The sequence below is a fragment of the Occallatibacter sp. genome (assembly GCF_049802275.1).
In the GTDB taxonomy this organism is placed as follows: domain Bacteria; phylum Acidobacteriota; class Terriglobia; order Terriglobales; family Acidobacteriaceae; genus Telmatobacter.
Map to the genome: position 1 here is coordinate 1 of NZ_JBARMD010000710.1, position 24,643 is coordinate 24,643.

Consider the following 24,643-nt stretch of genomic DNA (forward strand, 5'->3'; position numbering starts at 1 on the left):
GCCTGCTTCCCCTCAGGGGCCCTAGCGGTGGTGTGTGTGTCCCGACTCCTTCAGAGACTGACCTTTGTCTTAGCAGCAACCATTTTTGCCGCCCTCGGCCTCGGCTTCGCGCTGGGCGAGTTCGGTATGTTCGGCGTTCACGCCGGCGCCGAGCAGGATGGCGCCTATCGGCAGATGCACGTCTATGCCGAAGTGCTCAAGAGAATCCAGAGCGACTACGTCACCGATCCCAACATCAACACGGTGACGACCGGCGCTTTGCATGGCCTGCTGGAATCGCTCGATGCCGACTCGAGTTACCTTACGCCGACCGAATACAAAATCTACAAGGATCGTCCCGCAAGCGGAGTGGCCCAGGTCGGGGTCACCGTCTCAAAACGCTACGGCTATGCAACTATTGTCAGCGTGGTTCCCGGCTCACCCGCCGATCGCGAACACCTGGCGGACGGCGATGTGATTGAATCCATTGGCGACAGCTCGACTCGCGAACTTTCTCTGGCCGTTATTCGTCTTCTGCTCGAGGGCAAGGCGGGCAGCACGGTGACGGTTTCCGTGGTTCGTCCGCGCAAACCAGATCCGGACAAGATCACGCTCACGCGTACCATCATCCCCTCGCCAGCCTTCAGTGAGCAGCAATACGAAAACGCCAGCATCCTGTATCTGAAGCCCGGCGCGCTGACTGCAGCCCGTGTGGATGAGATCGCTGCCAAAATCAAGGCCGCCGGAAAGACGCGCAAGATTCTTCTCGACCTGCGCGATGACTCGGAGGGCGAGCCGGAGCAAGGAATACGCCTGGCTAACTTCTTCGTCAACCAGGGCACACTGGCCGTTCTCGAAGGCCAAAAGTTTCCGCGCCAGACCTTCACCGCCGATCCTGCCAAGGTCCTCACCACCGCACCGCTTGCGGTGCTCGTGAATCGTGGGACTTATGGCGCATCCGAGATCACAGCCGACGCTATCGAAGGTGCCAAGCGCGGGGATGTAGTCGGCGAGCGGACGTTCGGCGAAGGGTCAGTGCAAAAGACCATTGAACTTCCCGATGGTTCAGCGCTGCTGCTGACAGTGGCTAAATTCCAGGGTCCCGACGGCAAGAAGATTCAGGATGAAGCAGTTGCGCCCACCGTCCCGGTCGGCCAGAGCGCCCAGGATGACGTGGACGCCGATGAGAATCCGCAGCCTACAAAGGGCGACGAGCCGTTAAACAAGGCGCTCGAGCTCCTCAAGTCAAAAAACAGCTGATTTGGGAACGCAATTTTCACTCTTGCACGGCGTGGTTCTTGGATTTCCGTCCACGCCGACAGCTGATCTGCAAGCATGCTAGCCTTGGGTAAGGCATCCCCGTTTGGCTCCGCGCACTAGTGCGGCTGAAGCGAGAGGAATGCCGACGAGGCTCCTGTGGCTGCCCCTCCTGCACATTCGGTTGATTCGCGCGGCCTCGGCCGCACTCACCGGCTGCGGCCTGAAGCCGTACCCCCTCCCCTGTTTCGCCGCCGCAAGATCGCAGGCAAAGTCGCCTTCCTCGTGCTCCTGCTGCTGGCCGTCGTAACTGGCTCATTGGCCGGCCTCATGCTCGTATTCTCGGTCAATCTTCCCCAGATCAATGACCTCGAGCACTATCGGCCATCGACCATGACGGACCTGTACGACTGTAAAGGCCGTGTCATCGGATCTTTTGCGCTTGAGAAACGCATCATCGTCAACTACGACGAATTCTCTCCGATTCTTCGCCAGGCCGTCATTTCCATCGAAGACAAGAACTTCGATTCTCACTGGGGCATTAACGTTTTCCGCATCGCGGGCGCGCTCTGGCACGATCTGCGTTCCCACGGCCGCGCCCAGGGTGCCTCCACGCTGACTATGCAACTGGCGCGCAATCTCTTCCTTTCCGCCGATCGCACCGCTGCTCGCAAGGCACAAGAGGCTTACCTTGCCATCCAGATCGAACGCGCCTTCACCAAGGAGCAGATTTTTACGCTCTACGGCAACCAGATCTATCTCGGTAGCGGCATGTACGGCTTTGAAGCGGCGTCGGAGTTTTATTTCAGCAAGCACGCCAAAGACCTCAACCTCAACGAGGCCTCATTGCTCGCCGGCCTGCCCAAGGGCCCTGTCGCCTACTCGCCGCTTATCAATCCTGAGAAGGCTCTGAGGCGGCGCAATCTTGTCCTCAGCGAGATGGAGTCCGACGGCGTCATCACCCACCAGCAGGCAGAGCAGGCTCGCCGCTCGCCCCTCGGTCTTCACATCAACCAGCCGGAGATGTCCGTTGCGCCCTGGTTCCAGGAAGAAGTTCGTCGCGAGCTTGAGAAGAAATTCGGCGCCGAGCAAGTGCACGAAGCCGGCCTGCGCGTTGACACTACGCTCGATCTCGATCTGCAGAAGACAGCCAACAAAGCATTGACTGATGGGCTCGCCGCCTACGAGCGCCGTCACGGCTGGAAGGGCAAGCTCGAAAACGTGCTTGCCAACGGCACCACGCTTGAGGACTACAAGCATCCTGATTGGGCGCTCGCAACACACCCCGGCGATTACGTGCACGCACTGGTTACCCGGTCGCTTCCTCTTGAAATCCGCGCGCGCGTTGGGGCCAACAAAGTCATTCTGCTTCCTGCAGACTGGGCCTGGACTGGCCAGCACTACGGTGATGCGCTGGTGAAGCCTGGCGACGTGATCTATGTTCATCTCACTGACGCGAGTGATGGCGGCGCGGAACGCGCAACCCTGGAGCAGGATTCCGGGACGCAGGGCGCAGTCTTCGCCATGGATAACACCACCGGCGATGTTCTCGCCATGGTGGGTGGCCGCGACTACGCACTCTCAGAATTCAACCGCGCGACGCAGGCTGAGCGCCAGACTGGCTCCAGCTTCAAACCCTACGTCTACACCACTGCGATCGAAGATGGTGCCAAGCCCGACGACATCATCGTGGACGCGCCGGTCAACTTCGGCGGCTATGCGCCGCACGATTACGAGAACGACTACAAAGGGGCGATGACCCTGACCAGCGCCTTTGCCGAATCGCGCAACGTCCCCGCCGTCAAACTTGCCGCGCGCGTCGGTATCCACAAGGTCATCGACATGGCGCATCGCTTCGGCGTCACATCCGACATACCCCCATATCTGCCCATCGCGCTCGGCGCGGCAGAAATCACTCTGGAAGAACAGGTCACGTCCTACTCCGTTTTTCCTAATGACGGCATTCGCGTGAAGCCGCGCTTGATCAAGAAGGTCGCGAATGCCGACGGCATCACGCTGTGGGAAGATGCGCCCGCCGTGGACGAGATCATCAGCCAGCAGACCGCGCGCACGATGATGACGCTCTTCCGCGCGGTCACCGCGCACGGCACCGGCGCTCAAGTCGCGCAGATGAACCACCCGCTCGGCGGGAAAACCGGCACGACTAGCGACTTTACCGATGCGTGGTTCATGGGTTTCTCACCCTCCGTGACCTGCGGCGTCTGGGTCGGCTACGACAGTCGCCAGTCCCTGGGCGAAAAAGAAACCGGCGCCCGCGCAGCCTTACCCATCTGGATGGAGGTCATGAAGACCGCCATCGCCGGCAAAGACGACGAGCAATTCCCGGGCGACACGGAGCAGCCTCCATTGGAGCAGGCCAGGGCCAATCGGCCCGCGAGTCCTGGCCCTTTGGTGACGAATGCTCTGCGTCCTTCGCCGACTCCGATACCCCGGAACCAAACTCTTTCGCCGCCGGCCAAGGTGACCGCGCCGCCTGTTGCAAAGTCTGTTCAGACAGGGCTCCAGCCGGTTTCTCCTCACTGATTGCAACTGGCGCCAACCGTCCATAGTCGCTCGGGTTGACATCCGACCCAAGCGGGGCGCATACTCAGGTCGTATGCCGACCCAAGAAAACAATGACGATCGCATAGCCCTCCTGCAGGGCACGCTTGACCTCCTGATTCTGAAAACCCTTATCCTAGGTCCCTGCCACGGCCAGGGCGTCGCTCGCTCCATTCAGCGGCAGTCTGAGGAAGTTTTGTTCGTCGACCACGGCTCGCTCTATCTCGCTCTTCAACGCCTGGAAGACAAAAAGCTCATCCAAGCCAAGTGGGGCACCAGCGAAAACAACCGCAAAGCCCGCTTCTATTCGCTCACCGCAAAGGGCCGAGCAGAACTGCACGAAAAAGCTTCGCAATGGAAGCGGCTGACGCGCGCAATGGAATTAATTCTTGATCCGAGCGCCGAACCCCAGGGCGAGGAGGCGTAATCACATGTTCAAGTCAAAAAGAACCGAAGAAGACTTTGCCGATGAGATCAAGGCCCACCTCGAACTGGAAGCTGATGACTTGCGGGGCGAAGGATTAAGTGAAGAAGAATCCGAACGCCGCGCCCGCGTTGAGTTCGGAAACGTCCCTATCGCACAGGAGAAGTTTCGTCTCCGCGGCCGCTGGCAAGCTCTCGACAAGTTTGGGCGCGATCTTCGCTTCGGCATACGTTCGCTTCTGAAGAGTCCCGGCTTTGCGCTCACTGCAATTCTCACCGTGGCTCTCGGTGTGGGTGCCAACACCGCCGTCTTCAGCGTGATGAACGCGGTGCTGCTGAAGTCGTTGCCCGTCGCCGACCCGCAGACGCTCGTCTATCTCAGGACCTCCGACGCGCCCCGCGGAACAGGTACAGTCGACACCAATGAGACGATGTCCTATCCTGTCTACGACGCTCTGCGCAAGCAAACTAAGGCAATCTCTTCGCTGATTGCCTTCGTGCCACTTTCCAGCAGCAAAGTTGCTGTTCGCTATGGTTCGCAGCCTGAAGAAGCCGAAGGCGACATGGTGAGCGGTGCATTCTTCTCCGGCCTGGGCGTGAGTTTGCCACTTGGCCGCGGCTTTTCAGAACAGGATGAAGCGACGCACGCGCCGCTCACTGTCCTCAGCTACAACTACTGGACGCGCCGTTTTGCACGAAATCCTTCTGTTCTCGGGCAGACGCTCTACGTGAACGGCGTCCCCATGACCATCATTGGAGTTTCCGCGCAGGGATTTGAAGGCCTGGAGGCAGGCGGATCAACCGACTTCTGGATTCCACTGCAGAATCGACGTGAGCTCAATGCCTGGGGCAATCCTCCTGAAGACGGCAAACTCTACATCGCAAATTCCACCTGGTGGTGCCTGCGGCTCATTGCGCGCCTCGCACCGGGCGTCAGCAAAACTCAGGCCATTGCCCAACTTCAGCCAGTCTTCCAGTCTGCAGCTCGAATCGGGCTGGGCTCGCCGATGGAAGGCGAAAAGTCGCCTGTGCTGAGCTTTACCGAAGCCAAGAGTTTTCCGGGCTACGACCAGCAGTACGGCAATCCGCTGCGCATTCTCATGGCCATGGTCGGGCTTGTGCTGCTCATCGCGTTTGCCAACGTGGCTATGCTGCTCGCGGCGCGCAATGCAGCGCGCCAGCGCGAGTTTTCCTTGCGCCAGGCTCTGGGCGCCGGCCGAGGGGAGCTTTTCCGTCAATTGCTGACGGAGAGCTTTATTTTAGTCATCGCCGGCGGAGCGCTCGCATGGGTCTTCGCAGTCATGGCGGCGCGGCTGCTCGCGAATTGGGCGCAGATCGAATCGAGCCTCGCGCCTGACCGCACCGTGCTCCTGTTCACGCTTGGGGTTCTGGTGTTCGCGGCCCTGCTGTTTGGCCTGGCGCCGATGCGTGTGGCTCTCGCCGGCCGCGCGGAACTGGCCCTGAAAACGTCAGCGGCGACGTCAAATGTTGATGCGGGCAAATCGCGCACCGGCAAAATTGTCATTGCGCTGCAAATGGCCATGTGCGTGGTGGTGCTTGTGGGAGCAGGACTTCTGGTTCGCACGCTGAGCAATCTCGAAAACACTCCGCTGGGAATGCGCGTTGATGGCCTCGTTGTTTTTGGCGTCAAGCCGGATATTCCGTCGGTTCCAACTGGAGTTGCTTTTTATCAGAACCTCATGAGCAAGCTTCGCATCCTGCCCGGCGTCGAGTCCGTCACTGTCATGGACTCACGCATAGGCGCGTGGGAGTCAAACAATGGCGCCATGATGGTCGACGGTCATTTGCCCGACGTGGCTAATGGCGGTTCGCGCACCGTCCGCAGCAACGTCGTTGGACCAAACTTTTTCACCACCCTTGGTGTGCCGATACTCGAAGGCCGCGACTTCGCCGATTCTGATACCGCAAGCTCTCCGCACGTCGGCATCATCAACGAAGAATTTGCGAAGCGCTTCCTTCCCAACCAGAATCCGCTCGGCCACACTATCGGCACCGAACATGGTGAATACACGATGACAGTTGTCGGCGTCGTCAAGGATCACAAGTATCGCAGCATCGACGAAACGCCCATCCCCATGGCCTGGTACATGTACGCGCAAATTCCTGTCATCGGTGAGATGCACGTGGAAATGCGCGTGAAAGGCGCGCCACTCGCAATTCTGCCGTCAGCGCAAAAGGTTGTGCAGCAGCTCGATCCGAATCTGCCGTTGATAAAGCCCATGACGCAGCGCGCACAATACGACACAACCATTTCAAGCCAACTCCTGTTCGCGCGTCTGGCAGAGTTCTTCGGACTGCTCGCGGTGGTTCTCGTTGCGACCGGCCTCTACGGAACTCTGTCCTATCGCGTCAACCGCCGTACGGCAGAAATCGGCGTGCGCATGGCGATGGGGGCGGGCCGAGCGCAGGTGGTTTGGATGATTCTGCGCGACGGTCTGCGCCTGACCGCGATTGGCGTGGTTGCCGGGATCCCTCTGGCAATGCTTATCGGCCGCGCACTATCGTCGTCGCTCTATGGAGTGGCGCCGCTCGATGCGCTTACCTACGCGTTTGCCGTTGTCGGAGTTACCGTCGTTGCTCTCGCCGCCAGTGCCGCACCCGCGAGCCGTGCTGCCAGCGTCGATCCGCTCAAGGCGCTGCGTACTGAGTAGGACTTATCGCAAGGGCTCCTGCCGATAGAGTTCGACCGTGTGCCGCACCGCGATTGCAATTGCCATCGCAAACATCGCTACGGTTGCGATCGTTCCACCCAGATCGAACAGGAGCAACCGATGCCCCATCACCGTCGCATAGGGGCTTCGCAATAGTGCCAGGGTTCCGATACAGAGCAGAATGCGAATCTCAGTTGGCCCGAAGATCCCCTGCGACATATGGAAGCAGGACAAGGTGTAAGTGGCGAGGTAGCTTTCCGCTGACAGCAGCAAGAATCCCATGAGCATCGCCGCCGCAACCGGCCAGTGCACAAAGCCGGAGCAGCCAAGCCCGCACATCAACGCGGTCGCTCCAAAAATATCCACGATGTGATCGACGTAAAACCCGTAACGGGGCCGCTGCTGATTGCGCGCGCGTGCCAGCGTCCCGTCCATGCTGTCGCCGAACCAGTTGAGAGCGATGCAGACGATTACACCAATCAGTCCGGCCTTGTGGTAGCGCGAAAGGGCGTAAAACAACCCCGCGCCGATCTGTGCGCATAGACCGACCGCCGTGAGCCCATCTGAAGTCACCCATGGCGGCATGCGCTCCGCCATCCATGTCAAGGCACGCTTCTCGATTGCGGCGGTAAGAGACTGATTGATGCGGCGCGCGGATGCAAAAGCTCCGGCTCCGGTCCCTGTCACAGATGTCGAAATCATGAATGTCTCCTCTTGCCGGGTTGAATTAGCTCGCGAGCGCGGTGCACGCGGCCCGCAACGTAAACTCCAGCGATTCGCGCGGCACGCTTTCCACGTAGGGCCGCACTATCCAGCCGAGTCCGGTTGGAATGGCGCGCGTCAGCGAGATGGACTCGATCTGCATATATAAGCCGCCGTCGCGTTCCTCGTAGCTCCAGTAGATGTTCTGCCGCCACAGAAACCCATGCGCCTCGCCGTCACTCAACGCGCGCTCATGCGGTGTACCGGGCGAATCGATCTCCGAAATACGCGTGCTGCGCGAGATGCTGTATCCGTGCCGTGCGTCGAGCCGGCCAAATGTGACGTCGTAGGTCGAATCCATGACGACGGTAATGACGTGGTGTTGGCGCACGCGCATCGACGCCGTGAAGTGGTCCGGAATCCCATCGTCGTGCGGCGAAAGAACCCGGGCCTTCATGACCTGCGGCGAGAAGTGTTGAGGATAGGCGCTGACGTTCTTCATGAGCCGCTCGAATTCAACCGCGGTGACTCCGCTCACGAATGCCGTGCCCCGCCAGTGGTGCAGCATCGCCCCGCGCAAGCCAGCCTGGCTAGCCTGCGTGAGTTGCTCAATGATCAATTCTCCGCGCTGGAGTCGCAGGGTAGTCTCACTGCTCGATCCAACGGAGACGAGAAAGCCATTCCACGATCGGTGCTGCTCAGCCAGCCGCGACTCCACCTTGCTCACGTAGGCGTTGAAGGCGGCGGTTGCTGCGGCCGGTGCCTCAGACATTCCGGCCGAGCATGCAGACAGCAAAAGCAGCGATGCCAGAATCGTTCGCGTCCGAGTAGCCATTCGCCGGCTTGGAATCCCACGCCTCATGCATCGAGCCTCCCAAACGTCTGCGGGAGAATCAATGCAGCGCGTCACACGCGGCAGGCGAATGAATCTCACGGCGCAACTCTCTGCGTGAATTGGATTTCCGCAAACTTGTTCATCGCCCCCAAATGGGGAATGGAAGGGCAACTCGGGTAAACTGGCCAAAAGAGATGACGGAATCCGCGCCAGCCCGGCGTTATCGCTTCGGAGTATTTGAGGCAGACGCCTCGACAGGGGAGCTTCGCCGGCAGGGAATTCGCATCAAGCTCCACGCGCAGCCGTTCCAGGTGTTGTTGATGCTGCTGGAACATCCCGGCGAGCTGTTGACGCGCGAAGAAATCTCCAGCGCATTGTGGTCCGACGGAACTTTTGTCGACTACGACCACGGCATGAACTCGGCGGTCAATCGCATCCGAGAAGCCCTTGGCGACGATGCCAACAGTCCGCGATTCGTAGAGACGCTGGCTCGCCGCGGATACAGATTCGTCGCTCCCGTGGAGCGTATTGCCGACGAATCAGCCCTGCGGCCCCTCGCGGCTGCCCATTCTGAGCCGCATCAGCCAACAATGGAGTCTGAGTCAAAGCTCGGCAATGGAATTCTCTCGTCACCCGAAGAACTCCCTGAGACGTCACAGGCCGTGGTGCAGACTCTCTTCCTTCTGTTGCAACTGATGTACCTGGGCTTTTATATCGGGGCGCTCACGAATCTCGCAGAAATTGAGGATCTGCTTTCACCCCTCGCAAGTGGGACGCTTGTCGTTGATGTCCTTCTGGGAACAGCTGTGATCCTGATTCCCGTACGCGCCTTCGTTCTGTGTGCAGTGCTGTTTCGCGCGCCACGGATGCGTGACAAATTCCTGAAGATGTGGCCCTGGCTGCTCATTGCCGACGTGCTGTGGGCGCTCTCGCCTTTTCTGCTGCTGCACCACATCAACACTGGGATCGCACTGGCCTGCATGGCCCTGCTCGTCTATTCGCCGTTCGCACAGCGCTCACTTGTGCTGATGGGTGCGGGTTGGGACAGGACCGAAGTGTCAACCGTGGCTCGCTGAACTAGACAGATTCCCGGTCTCGATTCTCTGCCGAAACTTCTATAACTGGTCGTAGAGCGAGGTGTTCCGGTATCCGAGCAGCGTTACAAGCGTCCAGATTGCGAGCGCAGTTCCAAAAGGAATCTTGAGAATGCTCAGGAATGCTGCGACAATCGCGACCACGCGTCCCCATGGCGCACGTTCCATCAAGCCCCAACCTGCCACAAGAGCAAGTCCGGAACGCAGCACCACCATGACCCACGCGAAATGAATAATCGCTGATCCAAAGCCGGGACCGAGCGGAAAGTTGCCATGGGCCCATGGACCGTGCATCCAGAAGCCGCCGCCGTTCAGGAACGAATTGGCAAAGCTCAGACCAACGATGCCCAGCGCCAGCGAGAGGCCGCCATAGATAAACCACACCGTGCTGAGCGCCCGCACCCGATTGGAGTAGTTTGCCACTTCAAACGCGAGGTTCGGGACCGCTGGAGGAGGCTGTGCCGCGGCCGGGCGGCCACATTGGGGGCAAACGGGTTGTCCTGGCGCAAGAGCGTGACCACATCCACTGCAAAACATCCTTTACCTCCCTGGAGCTACCGAGATTCTATTCTTCTCAATCCTCGCGAGCCCGGCGGAACCTTCTTATTCCTGCTGTAAATGGGTACGCAGGGGTGTCCGGATTCGTTCCCATCGCTCTTCATGGCGGTCGTCGTGCAACACCAATGCGCTGACGCGGCCCTGAGAATCGTGCTCCGCCAAAATCCTCGTCAGGCTGCTTCCATTTGGGTAGAAAAGAACCGAAGCAGATTCCGCCGCCAATTCGGCAATTTCCCCATAGTGATTCTTCTGGTAAAGCAGATCCCCCTGGCGAAACAGCGTGACCACCACCAGCCCCCGCTTGTCCACGTATTGACCGGCAAAGCTGTCGAGCTGGGCCGGTGTGAGCTTCAGTTCGGGCGGGTGGAGCGGGATGGAAACGCGTTCCGCAAAAGGAGGCGGTTGCTGCGTTTCACGGCGATGCTGCAGCAGCCAGCGTGGTAACTCCGGCTCGTTGAAAGCGCGCGTCCAGCAGTCATGCTTGAGGCCCTGGTACACCCAAAGACGCACGTGTCCTCCGGAGGCTTTAAATGCGGTGTACATCAGTTCATCCTGCCGCGGGGCAACCACCTTGTCGTCGGCTCCATGAAACAGCCACAACGGCGTCCGTCCTACGGCCTGCGCATATTCGCCCGGCAGAGTGGATGCCTGGAGCCAGCGCTCCGGCGCGTAGCTCCAGAAGATGCCGCCGGCCGCGATTGCAATGGCCGCCCACCGCGTGGGATATTGACGCGCCAGTTCCCACGATCCGTACCCACCCAGCGATAGTCCCATAAGATACGTGCGCGCCGGATCGCCCTGAAACTCGGCGGTTTCTTCGTCAAGCTCGGCCATGGCCATGGCGAGCATGTCCTTGTCAGTCCAGTAGCGGTCGATGGAGCACTGCGGCATCACGACGATAAAGGGCCAGCGCTCGGGGTGATCGCGAATCTCCTCAGGCAAGCCGATCTGTGTTTGCCACATACCCTCGGAGCCGCGCTCGCCTCGCCCGTGCAAAAAAAGGATGACCGGCCAGAGCTTGTGTTTGTCGCGGTGCCAATCTTCTGGAACGTAGACCTGGTAACGGAACGAGGCCCCGCCGATCTGAATCCTGCGATTGAGGAATCCGGTCTCCTGGGTCGGACGTTTGTGAGAATCTTTCGGACCCGTCGCCGCGTGCAGCAGAATTGGCGCCATTCCCCAGGCAAAGCAGAGGCAGGCCGCGAGCAGTCTGAGGATGCGGTGCATAGGCTCTAAACATCATAGAGCCTGCAACGAGGTTTTCTCCGCGGGTCCATCTTCGGGATTCCTTATGAATTTCTTGTGTAGCGGCATGAAACAATCAGAAGGATCGAACCCGAACACGTGCAGATGACCACCTACGAAGCCGGAGAAACGCTCGACCACTACCGCATCGAGGCCGCCGTCGCCCACAGCGGGATGTCTGTACTTTACAGGGCGACTGATCTGAACTCCGGCAGGCAGGTGGCCATCAAGGTTCCGCTCCCCGAGATGGAGGCGGACCCGGTTCTTATCGAACGCTTCAAGCGCGAGCAGGAGATCGGGCAGGAACTCGACCATCCGGGCGTGGTGAAGTCCTTCAACAGCGAAGAACGCAGTCGCCTCTATATGGTTATCGAGTGGGTCGACGGACGACTCTTGCGCACCATCCTGAACGAAGAGAAAAAGCTGCCCACCGAGCGCGCGGTCAAGATCACGCTGGGCATCTGCGACGCACTCGATTACATGCACAAGCGCGGCATCGTCCATCGGGACCTTAAGCCCGAGAACGTCATGGTGGGCGACGACGATCAGATCAAGCTCATCGACTTCGGCATCGCGATGAAGGAAGAAGCGCGCCGCCTGACTTTTGTGAGTGTATCGTCGCTGCTGGGTACGCCGGACTACATTTCGCCGGAACAGGTAAAAGGTGGGCGCGGCGATCAGCGCAGCGACATCTACGCCGTAGGCATCATGCTCTACGAGATGCTCACTGGCCGCGTGCCATTTGTAGGACAGAACCCGCTTGCTGTAATGAACGAGCGCATTCTGAACGACGTGACGCCGCCGCGCGAACTTAACCCGGAGATCTCTCCGCAGCTTGAAGAGATTCTTTATAGGGCGCTTGAGCGCGAGCCCCGGCACCGCTACGCCACCGCCAGCGAAATGATGTGGGATCTGGAACACCAGGAGCAGGTTGGCATAGAGCCCCGCGGTGAAAAGCCAGTCAAGCTCGCTGGCCGCAAGGTCAGTAAAAAAGTGCTGCTCTACGCGGCCATGGCCCTTGTGCCGGTTGTTTTATTCGCGCTGATGCTGCTGATGGCGAAAAAATAGAAGAGTAGTTTACGGTTCACTGTTCAGAGTTCTTAGATCTTAGTTGCGCTACGCATCAACCCCGCATATTCGCTATTCTCTACTGCGTGTCTTTTTCAGTATCTTCCGTGCTCGCTGTGACCATGGTCGCTCGCGCCGCCGGAGGTAGCGTGGCATGGTCGGCTCCTTGTCGAGAACTTTTTGCGCCCACTCGCGCGCATCGGCGAAGCGCCCCTCCGAAACCAGGAAGTCAGCGAAATTCAAATAAGTCTCAGATGAGGTCGAGACAACTGTTACGCGCCGGAAGAGTGCCTCGGCCTTTTCTTTTTCTCCGGTCAGCGCATAAGCGTGAGCCAGCAGGGCCGGCGCGCGGTTGAAGTCGTAGTTTGGCTCTTTAGCGACCACCTTTTCCAAGTCCGGCAACGCCGCCGTAGCATCGCCCAACAGAACGGCGCATACTCCGCGTCGATAAAAGCAATCCAGCGTATTCAAACGCGCGGCGATGGCCTTGTCGAAAGCCTCACGGGCACGCTGCAATTGCCCATCATCCATGCAAAGCTCGCCAAGCTCTTCGTAATTTCCGGCAGATGGGTTGTCGCGGATCGTGAGTTCCAGGGCGGCAATGCGCTTGCGGCGCGAGATGCCCTTGAACGACTGGTTCAGCAGTCCCGCATCCGGGAGGACCTCGGCGAACAGGTAGACGATCGCGCCGATGGGCCCGAGGAAAAGAATGATGTAGAGCCAATAGGTATCAGGCCGGCGGCGAATGAAGTGAATAATCGCGCCAGCCTGGAGCAGCAGGCCCCAGGGATAGAAGAGATGCGTCAGCAATCCCATTGAGTAAGTGGTCCTGAGGTCAGATTATACGGACCATGCGGCGAGAGCAGTCCACTTTGGTGTGAAGCCCTGTAGTCCGTCACGGAACCCTAACGGTACGATTCGTCGCGGTGCACCACAAACTCGGGATACGCATTGCCGCCGAGCTCATGCAAGTCCATGCCAATGCGTTCGCCATCGGGATCCACGCGGAACGGCAGCACGCGATTCAGGAGCCAGAAGACAAAATAAACCAACGGCAGCATTAGTCCCAGCAGCGTCGAAACCCCTATGAGCTGGGCGACAAACTGACCCTGTTGCGGCGCGAACATCCCCGCCGCCGCCAGTCCCCACAGCCCCGCTGCGCCGTGAACGCTGACCGCGCCCGATGGATCGTCGATGGACAGTGCCAACTCAAACAACTCCACCAGCAGCGGAGTTATGATGCCGGCCACAAGTCCCGTAAAGAGCGCAGCTAGCGGGGAAACAAGCCCGGCGCATGCGCTCGACGTCACCAGTCCTGAGAGCCAGCCGTTCGCGCACAAGCTGGCGTCGGGTTTGCCAAATCGGATGCGCGTCACCGAGAACGTAGCCACGAGCGCCGCTGCCGCCGAGAGCAATGTATTCACTGCGGTGACCGCCAGCGCACCGGGCGCGGCATTGAGCCAGAGCAGGGAACCGGCCATGTTCCACGCCAGCCATCCCACCAGCGCAATCAAACAACCCAGCAGCACGTACACGACGTTGTGCCCCGGCATCGCCGTCGACAAGCCCTCGCGAGGAAACTTGCCCTTCCGCGGACCCGCAATCCACACCACCGCGAGTGCCGAGAGGCCTCCGAGCGCATGCACCGACGCTGCGCCGCCTCCATCAAATAATCCGCCACCCGAAGAGAAATTCGCGCCAAGCTGCGACAGCCACCCGCCGCCCCACGTCCAGTGGGCAGCCAATGGAAACACAACCGCGCCAATGATCGCGGCAATCGCCGCACCAGCCGGCAGGCGCAGCCGATCCGCCCCCGATCCCCAAGGGATAAGAACCACGAGCGCGACCGACAGAAGTTCGAACAGAACCGCAAGTTGCATCCGCGCCGGGCTCGCGCCCAGACCACTCAAAAACAGTGGTCCCGCACCTGCCCAGTTCCACGCTTTGCCTGCAAGGCGGAAAACATGATCGCTGTTCGTGCCTGCGGCAATTGCAGATCCCACAACCGCAAATGCAATCATCGCGGTAGAAATCACAACCAGGCTTCCCAGCAGCGACTGCATCGCCGAACGCGACCGGCCCAGCCCCGTGTTCACCACAGCTATGCCGGCAATGGCCAGCGGCGCCAGCAGCAGAAGTCCCAGCGTCAGAGCGAACGAGCTTTCCGGAAAGGGCATCGGCGCCAGCGGAGTCATCGGTTTTCGCTCCGTAGCTGCATGTGGCCGCGCACCGTCGCCACCAGGCCCATTGCTTCAACGGCGAGTCCGCACAAAACAAAAGCAGTCCGCTGCGCCGAATCAGGGAACAGAAGAATTGCCGCAATCGAAAGAAAGAATCCGGCTGGCATCACCAGCAATCCGGCGTATTTCATGGCCCTTTCCTTTCAGTTCTTCCTGTACGGAACTTGCCGTTCAGTGAGACTTCGGGGCACTCACCGGTCTAGGGAGATACAGAATTCGGACGCGTGTCCCGAACCCCAAATAATGAATGTATGGCTGGTGGCAACCAGTTGAAATGCCTGTCAGAATTCTAAAGCATTCAATCGCTGACTTCGATCCTCTAAACGCGTGCGGGTGCGGATTCATCAGCGCATAGATCACACCTCAAGCGTCCTTATGCCTTCTTTTCGAGTGACGGGACAATAATGTCGTATGTACATTCGCCTTGATCGGACACATCGGGCTCTCCCTGTCATTCTCGGCTTCGTCTCCCTTGCCGGCGTCGCCGTATTGCTGGCCTGGGACACTGCTCCTCGCTTCTTTCCTCCCAAAGCCCACGATGTTCTTGGCGCGTTTCCACTCGCCATGATCGCCGTTGCCTACCTCGCCTACCAGGCCGCTCACCGCCCCGCTCGGTTGGAGATTCTCAAGGCGGTCCTTCTCGCGATCGCCTTCCTCTTCTGGGCAGCCAATCAACTCTGGCCCGATATTCCCCAGTCCGTGCTCTTCAACGACGTCGCCATCGCGCTCTTTGTCCTCGATGTATTTCTCGTCATGATCGGCTGGCCCGGTTCCTTTCCCGATGAATCCTTCGGCGAAACCTACGCGGCTGCCTCCGAGCACAGAAAATCCTGACCGCATCCCATCGCCGCGGCGCGATTACTTCGCGGCGGTGGGATAAATTCCCTCCAGTGGCTTGTCCTGCTGGTGATCGAAAGGCGGATTCGGCAGGGGCAGCCGTGGCATCATCGCATCCCGCTGCGCCGCGTTGTACACGAAGATTGCCATGATCGTCGCGGCCTGCTTCAGATCCGGCTCTGACAGCCGCTCATAGGTGTCCTGGTTGCTGTGGTGCGTTACGGTGTCGTAGTCGCGCGGATCCTGGATGAACTGAAATCCCGGCAGACCTACCTGGTCGAAAGGCACATGATCAGTCGATCCCGTATTGCGCATGGAGATGGTCGTGAATCCGAGATCCTTGATCGGCGCCGCCCACTGCACGAAGATATGCGCCGCCTGAGAATTTCCTTCTGAGAAGATGCCGAGGAATTTTCCCGTGCCGTTGTCGGCGTTGAAGTAGACATCGAAGCGCGCATGATCGGGCTTTACGGTCACGGGTCCCGTCTGCTCTCGCAGGAACTCCGGCACCACCTGCTGCTCCGGCTTCGTCGAATAGCTGAGCGAGCCATAGTGATTCCGGATGTAGCCCGACGAACCGAAGATGCCCTGTTCCTCGCCGCCCCACAAACCAATGCGAATGGTCCGCCGCGGCTGGATGTTCAGGGTCTTTAAAATGCGCATCGCTTCCAGCGCAATGATCGTGCCGGCTCCGTCGTCCGTGGCGCCCGTACCCGCGATCCAGCTGTCGAGGTGACCACCCATCATCACCACCTGGTCCTTCAGTGCAGGATCGGTCCCGGGAATATCGGCGATTACGTCCTGCCCGTCGACATGATCTCCGCTGAAGCGCGTGTTGATGTTGAGCTTCAAAGACACAGGCACATTGTGCGAGACCAGCCGATGCATTCTGAGAAACGCTTCATCGGCAATCACTGCCGATGGGATGGGCTGCTTGTGATCGGGCAGGTAGACGAACCATCCCATCGACTCGCCGGTATCATCGTGAATCACTCCCCGGGAGCCACCGGGCACAAGAACTGCGACCGCGTGCTCATCTGCGAAGAACTTTGCCACTTTTTCTTTAAAGGCCATCCGCTTGAAGATCTTTTCCCAGAACGGTGGATCGTTGGGTAGCACGAAGCTGTCCTCCTGGTCGCCATTCAACGGATAGCTGGCAAAATGCTCGAGCTTGGCCGCATCGTAGTGCTCCAGCGGATTCACGGGGTCAGGATTGATTTTTGGCGCATTGCCATAGAGGATGATTTTTCCCGCGAGCTTGCTCTTCCAGGTGTCGAATCCCTTCTCGTCTTCGATCTCCGGAACAGCGATCACATCGCCCGTTACCTCTCCTGTTGTCGCCGGCGACCATGGAGTAGCCTGCGCCAACGGAGTCGCAGTCGAAGGCGCAGTCATCAGCACGCTGGTGCCCACCTGCGTCCAGCCCATGCCAAAGTCGCCCCACGACTCCTCGTGAGGATTGTTCGCACCCATGCGGCGAAGCTGCTCGATGGACCATTGCGCCGCTCGTTCAAATTCAGGCGAGCCTGTGAGCCGCGGGCCGATGCCGTCAAACAAGCCGCTCCCGTACTCCATGATGTGCGAATGCATCAGGCCTTCATCGCGAATCCGCGCAATCGTCTCAAGGTCGAGGGACTCGGATGCAGGTTGCGCGGCCGACTGGCTGGCAGCGGTTTTCGCACCCTGACCAATTGCTGCGAGTGAAACAGAGGCGCAAAGAGAGATGGCAAGCAGCAAGGGAGTGGCGATTCTCATGCCGCCCAGAATACTACGGCGATAAAACAAGCCCGCAAACTGAAAATCAGAAGACGTGCTGTGCCACTGTAGACTTACGGCATCTCCATCGGATCAAAACCCAACATGACAAAAGCTCCCCTCGCATCTCTTCTCCTCGCCGGTGCTGCATGCGTCTGCCTCGGCCAGCGCATTGAAGTCACAGTGCCCTCGACCAAGCCGTTAAATGGCCACTTGATTCTCGTTATTGCCAAGACCGATAAGCCCGAGCCGCGCATGCAACTCGCGGAGACCTACGATTCAGCCGAAGGATTCGGAGTGGATGCCGAAAACCTCGCGCCCGGCACCTCGCTCGTCATCGATGCCCAAACCTTCGGCTATCCGCGTCGCTCGCTGGCCGATCTCGATGCCGGCGACTATTACGTGCAAGCCGTCTTCAACGTCTATGAGCAATTTCATCTCGCCTCCGGCAAAACCGTCTGGTTGCCGCCGGACAAGGGCGAAGGCCAGCGCTGGAATGAGAAGCCCGGCAATCCCTATAACAAGGCGCAGAAGATTCACTTCGATGCGAAGGCGCAAACCGCGATCAAGCTCACACTCGATCAGGTCATCCCTCCCATCGAAGGCACACCCGACGATCCACAGGTGATCGCCCGGCAGCAGTCCACCACAAAGTGGCTTAAGTTCGAGCGGTTCCGCAGCGAAAAGCTCAGCGCCTTCTGGGGGCGGGATATGTATATGGGTGCATGGATCCTGCTGCCGGACGGATTCGACGAGCATCCAGACGCAAAATATCCCGTCGTTGTCTACCAGGATCACTACCATCCCGGCATCGGACCGGCGCAGTTTACCGCCACGCCGCCCGATCCAAAGTCGGAGCAGTTTATCCGCCTGCAACGTGGCTATCGACTCTTTCAGGACTGGACCAACGGCCGTCTGCCTCGCGTGATTCTGATTTATGTGCAGAATGCCAATCCTTACTACGACGATTCCTACGATGTTGATTCAGCCAACGTCGGCCCCTATGGATCCGCGATCAATGACGAACTGATTCCCTGGATTGAGAAAAAATATCGCGGCATCGGTCAGGGTTGGGCTCGCGCCACTTACGGCGGATCAACGGGCGGATGGGAGGCTCTCGCCACGCAAGTCTTCTATCCCGACTTCTACAACGGCGCCTACGTGGCCTGTCCGGACCCCGTCGATTTTCACGCCTACCAGAACATCAACCTGTATGAAGATGCGAACGCCTTCGTCCGCAAGGGCGACTTCGGCCAGGTCCCGATTGCTGCTGATCGTAAGCCCGACGGCAGCATTACCGCGGAAGCCGGTGCCGAGTTCGCGTACGAATACGTGCTCGGCACCCACGGCCGCTCCACGGAGCAGTGGGACATCTGGCAGGCAGTGTTTTCTCCCGCGGGCGGCGATGGCTATCCCGCGGAGATTATCGATCCGCTGACCGGCGCGATCGACAAGAAGGTTCTGGCCTACTGGCACGATCACTACGACCTCACGGCGATCATGAAACGCGACTGGCCCACGCTCGGCCCAAAACTCGAAGGCAAGTTGCACATCGCGGTCGGCGACGGCGACACCTTTTTCCTCAACAATGCAGTTCACATCCTCGACAAGCAGCTTCAGGAAACGCGCAATCCCCATTCCGATGCGACATTCCAGTACGGCCCCGGCATGCCGCATTGCTACACCGGCGGTCCATCGGAGTACACCATGCAGCAGAATAATGCCGACTGGACTCAGCGTGTATTGCCCAGGATGGTCGCGCACATGTTGGCGACGGCTCCGTCCGGAGCGGACACGAAGTCCTGGCGCTACTGAAGAAGCGGGAATTCATCACGCGAATCAACAATTCAATGGGAAGAACATCCCATTCTCTGGGACAAGCAGAATCGATCAACGTGCGCGTTTATTCGCAAATTGCGTAGTCCTAACGTATTTCACTTTCAAGGGACTACAAAAAATTCGGCAGCATAAACAATTTTGGTTCTCTCAACTGTTGAGAGCGTTACAGATAGGGCTTCGGCTGCTATATTGAATTTTCGGGGTCGGCCGCCTTCAGGTGGGTTTTGTCCGAAAACGAAAACTGACCACATCCTGTGTGATCGCCAGCACTGCGCGCACAAACTACTGGACAACGAACAACAAGCAGGAAAGCATTCATGGCGCAGATATTTGACCGCAGCTCCAATGCTTTGGCTCGAGCGAGCCTGGTGCTGACGGGTCTGATTGTGATTGCACTCGGAGTGACGCTGGATCAGTTGCAGCGCTCCCCATGGGTCACTCGACAAGGCCAGCGACCGGAACAGCCGGTACCCTTCAGCCATAAACATCACGTGACGGGACTGGGTCTTCAGTGCCAGTACTGCCACACGTCGGTTGAAAAATCCAGTTATGCCGGTATTCCCCCCACCAAGACCTGCATGAACTGCCACGCGCAGATCTGGACCAACGCAGCGCTGCTGCAACCGGTGCGCGACAGTTGGGCCAGCGGCGAGTCGCTGCCATGGATCAAGGTGCACGACCTGCCCGACTACGTCTTTTTCAATCACTCTATTCATGTGAACAAGGGCATCGGCTGCGCAAGCTGTCATGGTCGCGTCGATCAGATGCCGCTGATGTATGCGCAGAACACCCTGCAGATGGAGTGGTGCCTGAATTGCCATCGCAATCCGGCCAAGAATCTTCGTCCTACCGGTCAGATCTACAACATGGCCTGGGAGGCTCCCGCCGACGATCGGCCAGTGTGGTGCTCGACCGCTGACGTTCAGTCAGGCACACCCACCGCTCAAAGCGTGAATTGCACTGTCAAGGATCCCAGCGGTGAAGGGCCGCAGATGGCCGCATTGCAACTGCCGAATGCTCCCGTGAGTGGCCAGGCCAGCGATGCTCCAGGGGGCGTGGTTCCGGCGGCATTGCACTACGAGAAATTCACCAGCCAGGATCAGCTGGGCCATTTTCTTCTGAAGCAATATCACATTCGCACTCCGAACGAACTGAGCAGTTGCGAGGTTTGCCACCGATGAGTCGCGAGCCCATGAATGCAGGAACGAACCAGGCGGGGAACACTGTGGAGATTGAAAAAAGCAAGCCCAGCCTTGCTGATAACTACGCGCCAATGACCCCGAAGCCGATGACATTGGAAGAGGTACAGGCAAAGCTCAAGGCCACCTCGGGCAAGCAATTTTGGCGCTCTGTCGACGAACTTGAGAACACTCCGGAATTTCAGGCTGCGGTGGAAAAGGAATTTCCCAGCGCGGCGCAGGAGTGGGTTGATCCGGTTTCACGCCGCGGCTTCCTCAAAATCATGGGCGCGTCCATGGCGCTCGCCGGGCTTGCCGGCTGCACCAAGCAACCGGACGAGCCCATCTATCCCTACGTCAAGGCTCCCGAAGACCTGCTGCTCGGCAAGCCGAATTACTTTGCCAGCGTGAATCCCTTGCCCACTGGCGGCGTGCCTCTGCTGGTCAAGAGCGATGAATACCGCCCCGTCAAGGTCGATGGCAATCCCGACCACGCTTACAACCACGGCTCGTCTGATGTTTTTTCGCAGGGCTCGCTGCTCGACCTCTACGATCCCGACCGTTCGCAACATGTGACCTTCGAAGGCGAGAACAGCCAGTGGGGCGACTTCGCGAAGGCATTGCACGACAAAGTCAGTGGTACTAAAGACGGCACCGGCATCTATTTCCTCTCCGCGACCATTACTTCACCCACGCTGGCGCGCCAGTGGAAGGCCATACAGGCTGCATACCCCAAGGCAGTGCTGGTGCAATACGATCCTGCAATTGCCGGCACGTTCCTCGCCAAGGGTTACAACGTTCAGTACGACCTCAGCAATGCCGACGTCATCGTGTCCCTCGATGCCGATTTCCTCTCCGGTGCAGCGTACCCCGGCTTCCACAAGCTCGTCGCCGATTATGCGAAGCGCCGCAAAGATCCTGCCGGCGGCATGAACCGCCTCTACACCGTCGAGAGCTCGCCGACGACGACCGGCATGAAGGCGGAGCATCGCCTTGGTTTGCGGGCCAGTGAAGTTCCCGCATTCGCAGCATCGCTCGCCGCCGCAGTTGGAGTAGCCGGTGCACAAGCTCCGCAGTATGCGTGGACCGACGAGCAGCAGAAGTTTCTGGCCGCACTCGCCAAGGACCTGAAAGCCAGCAGCGGCAAAAGCGCCGTCCTTCCGGGCCTTTATCAGGATGAATCGGTCGCAGCCCTCGCGCTTGCTATCAACCAGGCCCTCGGCAACGTTGGCAAGACGGTTGGGGTTTCGTCGGAGCCCGCGATCTCGCTGCCGAGCGACCAGAACGGCGATTTCAAGAATCTCATCACAGATCTCAATGCGGGCAGGGTCGACTGGCTCATCATTCTCAACGCTAACCCCGTTTATTCGGCACCCGCAGACCTTGGATTTGCCGATGCCTTTACCAAGGCAAAGGTCGTCGCGCATCTCGGCTCGCACTACGACGAGACCGGCCATCTCGCCCACTGGCACATTCCTGCCGCACATTATCTTGAGTCCTGGTCCGACGCCCGCGCATACGACGGCACCGTCTCCATCGTGCAGCCGATGATTGAGCCTCTCTATGGCGGCAAAAGCGCGCACGATGTCTTTCAGACCCTGCTCGACAATCCGCTCCTCAGCGCCTACGAAGCCGTCCGCACTACCCAGAAGGACAACATCAAGGGCGAGTTCGAGACGGGTTGGCGTAAGGTTCTGCATGCGGGCTGGATCGATGACACCACGTATGGGGCCGGCGGAGCACCAAAGGCAGAATCATCCAGAGCCCCGGCGCCAAACTCAAAAGATCAGCTCGAAATCATTTTTCGTCCCGATCCGAACATCTATGACGGTCGCTATTCGAACGTTGGCTGGCTGCAGGAACTCCCCAAGCCGGTAACCAACCTGAGCTGGGATAACGCCGCCATCATGTCCGGCGCGACGCTCACAAAGTTCAATCTCGAAGAAGACGACATTATCGAGATCAGTTCCGGCGGCGGCACCGTTAAAGCCCCGGTCATCGTTGCTCCGGGCCATCCTGACAATTCCGTCACCCTCTATATGGGTTACGGTCGCGAGTTTGCCGGCCGCGTCGGATCGGGTGCCGGCTTCAACGCATACCTGGTCCGTACGACCGCTGCCCCCTTCTACTCCACTGGCAGCATCAAGAAGGTTGACGGCAAGTGGGGAATCGCGATCACCAAGAGCCACTACCAGGATCATCGCGGCAAGAACCTCACCGAACACGGCAATCAGAACAACTCCCTTGAAGCTGTTGAAGCCCTCGGCCCGCGCGGCATCATCCGCTACGCCACACTCGAAGACTTCAAAGCAAATCCAAACTTCGCGCATGAGGGCGAGGGGCACGACACGCCCGAGTACAACACCACACTGTTCCCGAACTGGGAGTACAACGGCAACAAGTGGGGCATGTCGATCGACATGAATAGTTGCACCGGCTGCAACGCGTGCATCGTGGCTTGCTATGCCGAAAACAACATCGCCGTAGTGGGAAAACAACAAGTCCGCATCGGCCGCAACATGCAGTGGCTGCGTATAGATTCTTACTTCGAAGGCGATCTGGCCGCGCCCCGCGCCCACTTTCAGCCAATGACCTGCCAGCACTGCGAGAACGCGCCTTGCGAGCAGGTCTGCCCCGTCGGTGCCACGCTGCACACGCCCGAAGGCCTCAACACCATGGTCTACAACCGCTGCGTGGGCACCCGCTACTGTTCTAACAACTGCCCTTACAAGGTGCGCCGCTTCAATTTCCTGCTCTACTCCGACTTTGAGAGCGAGAGCCTCAAGCTCATGCGCAACCCTGACGTTTCGGTTCGTTCGCGCGGCGTCATGGAGAAATGCAGCTACTGCGTCCAGCGCATCAACGAAGCGAAAATCACCGCCGACAAGGAAAATCGCCCGATTCGCGATGGAGAAATCGTTACTGCCTGCCAGCAGGCCTGCCCCGCTTCGGTCATCACCTTCGGCAACCTCAACGACAAAAACAGCAAGGTGGCAAAGCTGAACGAAGACAAGCGCATGTACCAGGTCATCGCCGACCAGAACACGCGTCCTCGAACCCGCTACCTCGCTGAAGTTCTGAATTTTAATCCTGAACTCGAACAGAATCCGGTGGAACACACACCGGAAAAGGGTTGAAGTCACGATGGCAACCAGTGAAATAAAAAGAGCCAACCCTGGCATCGATCCCAAAACCGGTGAATACCGCGTCGTAGGCCTGGGTGAGACCTTTAAGTCGATTACCGAAAAGATCTCGGGCATCGTGCTTACGCCGCACACGCCGCTGGGCTTTCTCGCCTTCTTCGGTATCGCCGGCGGTGGCGCCACCATGCTGCTGGTTGCGGTCACGTGGCTGTTCCTCAAGGGCGTCGGCATCTGGGCCATCACGCAGCCCGTCGCATGGGGCTTCGCGATTATCAACTTCGTCTGGTGGATCGGTATCGGCCACGCCGGCACCCTGATCTCTGCCATTCTCCTGCTCTTTAAGCAAACCTGGCGCAACTCCATCAGTCGCTTCGCCGAAGCCATGACCATCTTCGCCGTGGTCTGCGCCGGAATGTTTCCGTTGATTCACGTCGGCCGTCCGTGGCTTGGATACTGGCTGTTCCCCATTCCGCTGACGATGAACGTGTGGCCGCAATTCCGTTCGCCGCTGCTGTGGGACGTTTTCGCAGTCTCGACTTACGCAACCATCTCCGTCGTCTTCTGGTATCTCGGCATGATCCCCGACTTCGGGACCTTCCGCGATCGCGCGCAATCAAAGCCGGCGCAGTATTTCTACGGCTTGCTCTCATGGGGCTGGCGCGGTTCCATCCGCCACTGGATGCGCTATGAGACGGCTTCGTTGCTTCTCGCAGGTCTGGCAACGCCCCTGGTGCTCTCAGTCCACACAGTCATCAGCTTCGACTTCGCTGTCGCGGTCCTGCCTGGATGGCACACCACCATCTTTCCGCCCTACTTTGTTGCCGGCGCCATCTACTCCGGATTCGCGATGGTGCTCACGCTGGCCATTCCGCTGCGCAAGTTCTACCACCTCGAAAACCTGGTAACTGAGCGCCACATCGACAACATGGGCAAGGTCATGCTCGCCACCGGCTTCATCGTGGCCTACGGTTACGGCATGGAAGCCTTCATGGCCTGGTACTCCGCCTCCCATTGGGAAGCCTTCATGTTCTGGAACCGCGCGTTCGGTCCCATGGGGTGGTCCTACTGGGTGCTGGTCACCTGCAACCTCGCCATTCCGCTCACCACGCTCTGGTCGCGCAAGCTGAGGACAAATATCAGCTTCATGTTCTTCATCTCGATCGTCGTGAATACAGGAATGTGGTTCGAGCGCTTCGTCATTGTTGTCACAAGTCTCTATCGCGACTTCCTCCCATCTTCGTGGGGCACGTATCGCG

Annotated in this window: 19 protein-coding genes; 11 read left to right on the forward strand and 8 right to left on the reverse strand. The window is 59.0% G+C overall.

The window, feature by feature from the left end:
* The 4 genes from WA354_RS23905 to WA354_RS23920 form a co-directional block, all read left to right on the forward strand.
* The coding region (locus WA354_RS23905) for a S41 family peptidase (RefSeq protein WP_472815535.1) at nucleotides 1-1,239 on the forward strand (1,239 nt) is incomplete at its 5' end.
* A gap of 156 nt (nucleotides 1,240-1,395) precedes the next feature.
* Nucleotides 1,396-3,780, forward strand: coding sequence for a penicillin-binding protein 1A (locus tag WA354_RS23910; RefSeq protein WP_472815536.1), 2,385 nt, complete (start codon nucleotides 1,396-1,398; stop codon nucleotides 3,778-3,780).
* A gap of 73 nt (nucleotides 3,781-3,853) precedes the next feature.
* A complete protein-coding gene (locus WA354_RS23915; protein WP_472815537.1) occupies nucleotides 3,854-4,225 on the forward strand; it encodes a PadR family transcriptional regulator in 372 nt (123 codons plus the stop codon).
* Between the two features lie 4 nt (nucleotides 4,226-4,229).
* The gene (locus WA354_RS23920) at nucleotides 4,230-6,893 is read left to right on the forward strand and encodes an ADOP family duplicated permease (protein WP_472815538.1); all 2,664 of its coding nucleotides are present in this window, start codon (nucleotides 4,230-4,232) and stop codon (nucleotides 6,891-6,893) included.
* 3 nt (nucleotides 6,894-6,896) lie between these two features.
* Here the strand turns inward: WA354_RS23920 and WA354_RS23925 are convergent, their stop codons facing one another.
* Both WA354_RS23925 and WA354_RS23930 read right to left on the reverse strand, forming a co-directional pair.
* Nucleotides 6,897-7,595 carry a CDP-alcohol phosphatidyltransferase family protein gene (locus WA354_RS23925; protein WP_472815539.1) on the reverse strand — a complete coding sequence of 233 codons (699 nt, stop codon included), beginning with the start codon at nucleotides 7,593-7,595 and terminating at the stop codon, nucleotides 6,897-6,899.
* A gap of 25 nt (nucleotides 7,596-7,620) precedes the next feature.
* Nucleotides 7,621-8,367 (reverse strand): hypothetical protein, encoded by a 747-nt coding sequence (locus WA354_RS23930; protein ID WP_472815540.1) that lies wholly within the window; start codon nucleotides 8,365-8,367, stop codon nucleotides 7,621-7,623.
* Between the two features lie 257 nt (nucleotides 8,368-8,624).
* Between WA354_RS23930 and WA354_RS23935 the strand changes: the two genes are divergently transcribed.
* Complete coding sequence (locus WA354_RS23935; RefSeq protein ID WP_472815541.1) at nucleotides 8,625-9,506, forward strand: winged helix-turn-helix domain-containing protein; 882 nt, start codon at nucleotides 8,625-8,627, stop codon at nucleotides 9,504-9,506.
* Nucleotides 9,507-9,545: 39 nt separating this feature from the next.
* Here WA354_RS23935 and WA354_RS23940 read toward each other — a convergent pair whose 3' ends face one another.
* Together WA354_RS23940 and WA354_RS23945 are read right to left on the reverse strand one after the other, a co-directional pair.
* On the reverse strand, nucleotides 9,546-10,061 hold the full coding sequence (locus WA354_RS23940; protein ID WP_472815542.1) for a zinc ribbon domain-containing protein: 516 nt from the start codon (nucleotides 10,059-10,061) through the stop codon (nucleotides 9,546-9,548).
* Between the two features lie 66 nt (nucleotides 10,062-10,127).
* Nucleotides 10,128-11,309, reverse strand: a complete 1,182-nt coding sequence (locus tag WA354_RS23945) for a carboxylesterase family protein (RefSeq protein WP_472815543.1) — start codon at nucleotides 11,307-11,309, stop codon at nucleotides 10,128-10,130.
* Nucleotides 11,310-11,432: 123 nt separating this feature from the next.
* Between WA354_RS23945 and WA354_RS23950 the strand changes: the two genes are divergently transcribed.
* Nucleotides 11,433-12,395 carry a serine/threonine-protein kinase gene (locus WA354_RS23950; protein ID WP_472815544.1) on the forward strand — a complete coding sequence of 321 codons (963 nt, stop codon included), beginning with the start codon at nucleotides 11,433-11,435 and terminating at the stop codon, nucleotides 12,393-12,395.
* 72 nt (nucleotides 12,396-12,467) lie between these two features.
* Here WA354_RS23950 and WA354_RS23955 read toward each other — a convergent pair whose 3' ends face one another.
* From WA354_RS23955 to WA354_RS23965, 3 genes are all read right to left on the reverse strand, one after another.
* Nucleotides 12,468-13,211 carry a tetratricopeptide repeat protein gene (locus WA354_RS23955; protein WP_472815545.1) on the reverse strand — a complete coding sequence of 248 codons (744 nt, stop codon included), beginning with the start codon at nucleotides 13,209-13,211 and terminating at the stop codon, nucleotides 12,468-12,470.
* Between the two features lie 89 nt (nucleotides 13,212-13,300).
* On the reverse strand, nucleotides 13,301-14,590 hold the full coding sequence (locus WA354_RS23960; RefSeq protein WP_472815546.1) for an ammonium transporter: 1,290 nt from the start codon (nucleotides 14,588-14,590) through the stop codon (nucleotides 13,301-13,303).
* Nucleotides 14,587-14,766 carry a hypothetical protein gene (locus tag WA354_RS23965; RefSeq protein WP_472815547.1) on the reverse strand — a complete coding sequence of 60 codons (180 nt, stop codon included), beginning with the start codon at nucleotides 14,764-14,766 and terminating at the stop codon, nucleotides 14,587-14,589. Before WA354_RS23965 ends, WA354_RS23960 begins: the two co-directional genes overlap by 4 nt.
* A 280-nt stretch (nucleotides 14,767-15,046) precedes the next feature.
* On the opposite strand from WA354_RS23965, the gene WA354_RS23970 reads away from it, so the two are divergent.
* A complete protein-coding gene (locus WA354_RS23970; protein ID WP_472815548.1) occupies nucleotides 15,047-15,469 on the forward strand; it encodes a hypothetical protein in 423 nt (140 codons plus the stop codon).
* Nucleotides 15,470-15,493: 24 nt separating this feature from the next.
* On the opposite strand, the gene WA354_RS23975 is transcribed toward WA354_RS23970, so the two are convergent.
* Nucleotides 15,494-17,227 carry a M20/M25/M40 family metallo-hydrolase gene (locus WA354_RS23975; protein WP_472815549.1) on the reverse strand — a complete coding sequence of 578 codons (1,734 nt, stop codon included), beginning with the start codon at nucleotides 17,225-17,227 and terminating at the stop codon, nucleotides 15,494-15,496.
* 105 nt (nucleotides 17,228-17,332) lie between these two features.
* Between WA354_RS23975 and WA354_RS23980 the strand changes: the two genes are divergently transcribed.
* The 4 genes from WA354_RS23980 to nrfD form a co-directional block, all read left to right on the forward strand.
* On the forward strand, nucleotides 17,333-19,042 hold the full coding sequence (locus WA354_RS23980; protein WP_472815550.1) for an alpha/beta hydrolase-fold protein: 1,710 nt from the start codon (nucleotides 17,333-17,335) through the stop codon (nucleotides 19,040-19,042).
* 341 nt (nucleotides 19,043-19,383) lie between these two features.
* Nucleotides 19,384-20,247: a cytochrome c3 family protein gene (locus WA354_RS23985; RefSeq protein ID WP_472815551.1), complete on the forward strand. Its 864-nt coding sequence runs from the start codon at nucleotides 19,384-19,386 to the stop codon at nucleotides 20,245-20,247.
* Nucleotides 20,244-23,381, forward strand: a complete 3,138-nt coding sequence (locus WA354_RS23990; RefSeq protein WP_472815552.1) for a TAT-variant-translocated molybdopterin oxidoreductase — start codon at nucleotides 20,244-20,246, stop codon at nucleotides 23,379-23,381. Before WA354_RS23985 ends, WA354_RS23990 begins: the two co-directional genes overlap by 4 nt.
* A 7-nt stretch (nucleotides 23,382-23,388) precedes the next feature.
* Nucleotides 23,389-24,643: NrfD/PsrC family molybdoenzyme membrane anchor subunit (gene nrfD / locus WA354_RS23995; RefSeq protein ID WP_472815553.1), on the forward strand; the 1,255-nt coding region annotated here is incomplete at its 3' end.

What these genes read in the sequence shown, in the direction of transcription:
- WA354_RS23925 (WP_472815539.1), bottom strand. Translation starts at nt 7,595, where the DNA reads ATGATTTCGACATCTGTGACAGGGACCGGAGCCGGAGCTTTTGCATCC.
- WA354_RS23920 (WP_472815538.1), top strand. Translation starts at nt 4,230, where the DNA reads ATGTTCAAGTCAAAAAGAACCGAAGAAGACTTTGCCGATGAGATCAAG.
- WA354_RS23950 (WP_472815544.1), top strand. Translation starts at nt 11,433, where the DNA reads ATGACCACCTACGAAGCCGGAGAAACGCTCGACCACTACCGCATCGAG.
- WA354_RS23940 (WP_472815542.1), bottom strand. Translation starts at nt 10,061, where the DNA reads ATGTTTTGCAGTGGATGTGGTCACGCTCTTGCGCCAGGACAACCCGTT.
- WA354_RS23980 (WP_472815550.1), top strand. Translation starts at nt 17,333, where the DNA reads ATGACAAAAGCTCCCCTCGCATCTCTTCTCCTCGCCGGTGCTGCATGC.
- WA354_RS23960 (WP_472815546.1), bottom strand. Translation starts at nt 14,590, where the DNA reads ATGACTCCGCTGGCGCCGATGCCCTTTCCGGAAAGCTCGTTCGCTCTG.
- WA354_RS23915 (WP_472815537.1), top strand. Translation starts at nt 3,854, where the DNA reads ATGCCGACCCAAGAAAACAATGACGATCGCATAGCCCTCCTGCAGGGC.
- WA354_RS23965 (WP_472815547.1), bottom strand. Translation starts at nt 14,766, where the DNA reads ATGAAATACGCCGGATTGCTGGTGATGCCAGCCGGATTCTTTCTTTCG.
- WA354_RS23970 (WP_472815548.1), top strand. Translation starts at nt 15,047, where the DNA reads ATGTACATTCGCCTTGATCGGACACATCGGGCTCTCCCTGTCATTCTC.
- WA354_RS23935 (WP_472815541.1), top strand. Translation starts at nt 8,625, where the DNA reads ATGACGGAATCCGCGCCAGCCCGGCGTTATCGCTTCGGAGTATTTGAG.
- WA354_RS23945 (WP_472815543.1), bottom strand. Translation starts at nt 11,309, where the DNA reads ATGCACCGCATCCTCAGACTGCTCGCGGCCTGCCTCTGCTTTGCCTGG.
- WA354_RS23990 (WP_472815552.1), top strand. Translation starts at nt 20,244, where the DNA reads ATGAGTCGCGAGCCCATGAATGCAGGAACGAACCAGGCGGGGAACACT.
- WA354_RS23985 (WP_472815551.1), top strand. Translation starts at nt 19,384, where the DNA reads ATGGCGCAGATATTTGACCGCAGCTCCAATGCTTTGGCTCGAGCGAGC.
- WA354_RS23930 (WP_472815540.1), bottom strand. Translation starts at nt 8,367, where the DNA reads ATGTCTGAGGCACCGGCCGCAGCAACCGCCGCCTTCAACGCCTACGTG.
- WA354_RS23955 (WP_472815545.1), bottom strand. Translation starts at nt 13,211, where the DNA reads ATGGGATTGCTGACGCATCTCTTCTATCCCTGGGGCCTGCTGCTCCAG.
- WA354_RS23975 (WP_472815549.1), bottom strand. Translation starts at nt 17,227, where the DNA reads ATGAGAATCGCCACTCCCTTGCTGCTTGCCATCTCTCTTTGCGCCTCT.